At 34.1% G+C, this 3,641-nt stretch carries 3 protein-coding genes; 2 read left to right on the forward strand and 1 reads right to left on the reverse strand.

Features of this window, described 5'->3' with window-relative positions:
- Window positions 1-17 precede the first annotated feature (17 nt).
- Window positions 18-668, reverse strand: coding sequence for a cyclase family protein (locus AOG55_RS01820; RefSeq protein WP_048101296.1), 651 nt, complete (start codon window positions 666-668; stop codon window positions 18-20).
- Window positions 669-866: 198 nt separating this feature from the next.
- On the opposite strand from AOG55_RS01820, the gene AOG55_RS01825 reads away from it, so the two are divergent.
- Both AOG55_RS01825 and AOG55_RS01830 read left to right on the forward strand, forming a co-directional pair.
- A complete protein-coding gene (locus AOG55_RS01825) occupies window positions 867-1,484 on the forward strand; it encodes an HAD family hydrolase (RefSeq protein WP_055040820.1) in 618 nt (205 codons plus the stop codon).
- Between the two features lie 722 nt (window positions 1,485-2,206).
- The gene (locus AOG55_RS01830; protein ID WP_048101298.1) at window positions 2,207-3,589 is read left to right on the forward strand and encodes an APC family permease; all 1,383 of its coding nucleotides are present in this window, start codon (window positions 2,207-2,209) and stop codon (window positions 3,587-3,589) included.
- Window positions 3,590-3,641: the final 52 nt, after the last annotated feature.

The following is a 3,641-nucleotide window of genomic DNA, read 5'->3' on the forward strand; positions in this document are numbered from 1 at the left end:
GATTATTTAAAATAACATTAAAATTCCATGGCAATTACCCTTGCCATTGAACCGCTTGCTCCATAAAGTTTTAACGGTAAAGCAACAACAAAGTATTCCTTACCCTCCTCAAGGAGATCAAGATTTGTTAAATCCTCAATAAACGCCATATTTTTTGCAAGCAGTGCCTTATGAACACCAAAATCAGCATGTGAATATGGGTCTATTCCAAGCGTATCTATACCAAGAACCTTTGGTTTATGTTCCAGAAGAAAGTCAACAGCATCGTATGAAAATCCCGGAAATTCATACTGGAATTCCTTTGTGTAACCCCTTTTTTTATCCCATCCAGTGTTTACCAGTATAATTTTTCCATCATATTCCCTTTTCCAGATCTTTTTGAGTGCATCTGCATGAATTTCATCTCCATCGTATTGAGGTCTGATGCAGTATCCAGGACCTGCAAGCTGTGTTAGAGGGATCCTATCCACCGTGGTTCCATTGTCTATCATATGGTATGGCGCATCAATATGTGTACCGGTATGCGTGACAGATTCGTATTTCTCAACGGTATAGCCATCCCTGGCAAGGAGACCTATTGGATCCACCCTTACAAGTGGATTTGTTGGCCAGCACGGCATATTTGTTTTAATTTCCACAGACAGATCAAAAATTTTTTTTGGTTCCATAAAAAATAATGAAGTTGGTATTAATAAATATATCTAATGTATTAATAGTATTATTTGATAAAATTTTTCAAAAAGCGAGAAAATTTGAAACAGGCATATTTATAATATTGTATAATCAAATAATTTCATGGAATTTTATTTGATTAAATTAAGATTGTTTAACAATTAAAATTAATAACATACATTCAATACCAAATAATGGGAATTCCAACATATGGTATTATTTTTGATCTAGATGGCACGATATGGGATTCGGTGGAATACAGAATTAAGGCATGGAAGCAGGCACTTCATGATTATGGAATTGATACCGACCCGGAAATTATTAGATTATTAATTGGATATCCAGGCACAATGCTCATCAAGGCAGTTAATGGCAGGGACCCAAATATAGAAAAAAGTGAGGAGGAATATTTTGGAAATTACATTAATTACGTAAAATTCTTTCCCGATGTTGATAAAACATTTAAAGAATTAAAAAACATGGGATTTAAGATTGCCATAGTAACATCGTCAAGAAGGGCCATGGTCAGCAGGCTAAAAATTAATGTTGATGCGATAGTAACAATGGATGATGTAAAAAATGGAAAACCTGATGTGGAACCATATTTAAAGGCACTGGAAATAATGAATGTTGGTGCCAATAATGCTGTTGCAGTTGGTGATATCGATAATGATCTCATACCTGCAAAAAGGCTTGGTATGACTGCGGTTTTTGTAACCCATGGTGCAAAAAAGGATGCAGATCATAAGGATTTTTCCATAGTAAATATATATGATGTTATAAATGTGGTCAAAAAAAGATTTAATTTATAATGTAAAATTTGAAAAACTTTTTCAACAAGAAAGAATTTAAATTTATTATCCCGGTAACCTAAGAATTGGGCCTTGAAATCATATATTTGCATGCATAATAAGAATATTTAGGAATCTTATTCTGGAATATTAATCTAAATGGCTTTAAAACAGCTTTAGAGATACGAAAATATTTTATTGATAACCATGAATATGTAAGAAAAATAGTAAATTTATGAACAGTCTGAATATAAATTCAAAATTTAAATGTAAAATTATTGATGGTGAAAACTGATAAAAATTTAAAATATGTAATACTGAAATAACCGAACTGCGTGGATACCTGGATATCACATCTAATAATTTATCCGGAGAACCCCCCTTCAAATATGGTATAAATCCATAATTTTCGGGAAATTAAAAGGATAAATAATAAATTTTGTATATTTTATTTGGTTACATTTCAAAAATTTTTATTGTAATAAAATAAATACATAGAAATACAATAAATGCATACAGAATAGGCTATATATGGAACAGGGAACAATGCATGTTATAGTCTATCATAATAAACATTTAAGTAAATCAAACTTACATTCAATTAAAAATCAATATAAAAAAATATATAACCATAAAAAATTCAATAAAACTGACCTTAATAAAATATTATATACGGACATAAATGTGCATAAATATTCCCTGCAATAACCATAAATCCAGATTTATTTATGGGGTGAGATATCATGCAAGGATCAGCAAAAACATTGAAAAGAGATACATTAAATGTATATGATGTTATTTTTCAGGGAGTGGCTGGATCTGCCCCCGCTGGTGCGGCAGTTGCAACTCTGACGGGCTCTGCCGCATTTGCCCTCGGATCACTGCCACTATCAGCTGTGGTCGCATTTGTAATTGTATTTATTAATGCTGTGATTATAAACAGAATTTCCAGACATGTGGCCGGCGCCGGCGGATACTATGCATATTCCAGGGAGGGGCTAGGAAATTTTGCGGGCATATATACCGGATGGATGTACATATTATATCAGGTAATGTCCCTGGCATTCATAGGTTTGAGTATAGCCATATTCCTTCCAGCATTGCTTTCATCGGTATTTGGAATAACCATACCGTCATATTCGTGGGTGATTTTGCTAATAATTGTGCTGGCATTTGGTTACTTCGTTTCATTCTCAGGTGTAAAAAATTCTGTGAGATATGCAATGGTTATGGCCAGCCTTGAGGTTGCTGTTGTTTCAGCAATAAGCATTATAATAATAATATCAAAGCCAACCGTAAATACATTTTCTGTTTTTACACCAGTATATGCATCCCATGGCTTTACAGGTGTTATGCTTGGAGTTTTATTTATGTACACTGCATTTACAGGTTTTGGAACTGCCACCCCTCTGGGTGAGGAGGCAAAAAATGCAAAAAAGGTCATAGGCCGTGGTGTCCTTGCCTCTTCTGTTGTCCTTGGACTGTTCTTTATACTTGCATCATATGCATTTACAGTGGGCTGGGGTCCGGCAAATATGTTAAGCTATTCTACTGAACTAGTTCCCGGAATAATACTTACAAAGAACTATATAGGGTTAATAGGTGCAATAATAATAACAGCTTTTTTTATAAACAGTTTATTTACCGATTCTGTGGTTTTCACCAACTCACTGTCAAGGGTCGTATTCTCAATGAGCAGGGATAATGTTCTTCCAGGGATACTTTCCAGCGTGCACGCAGAAAGAAGAACACCACACAGGGCGGCTGGATTAATGGTTATCATAGCCTTTATAATAGGTACTGTAAGTGTGGTCACCCTTGGCGGTTTTAACGCATTTTTATTCACTGGAATAGCCTCAACACTTGGTGCCCTTGCAGTTCATATGATTGCAAATGCATCACTTCCTGGAATTGTATATAAGTTAAAACTTAAATTGAATATCGCTGCTGATGTGATACTTCCGGCAATATCCATAGTTATTCTTGCCTTTGTATTCTATGGAAGCTTTATAAGCATTAATTCTGTGGTTATAATTGCGAGCATAACATTTGTGGTGTGGCTTATAATAGGCTTAATATATTCATACCTTGGAAGAAAAATGCTCTATCACGAGAATATACAGTAGGCCGAAAATTATTAAAAGGATATAAAAAATATTTTTTTTTAAACTCAACTTA

Source organism: Acidiplasma cupricumulans, assembly GCF_001402935.1.
GTDB classification, from domain to species: domain Archaea; phylum Thermoplasmatota; class Thermoplasmata; order Thermoplasmatales; family Thermoplasmataceae; genus Acidiplasma; species Acidiplasma aeolicum.

Bases quoted from the DNA above. Each gene is read 5' to 3' on its own strand.
- AOG55_RS01820 (WP_048101296.1), bottom strand. From the start codon at position 668: ATGGAACCAAAAAAAATTTTTGATCTGTCTGTGGAAATTAAAACAAAT.
- AOG55_RS01825 (WP_055040820.1), top strand. From the start codon at position 867: ATGGGAATTCCAACATATGGTATTATTTTTGATCTAGATGGCACGATA.
- AOG55_RS01830 (WP_048101298.1), top strand. From the start codon at position 2,207: ATGCAAGGATCAGCAAAAACATTGAAAAGAGATACATTAAATGTATAT.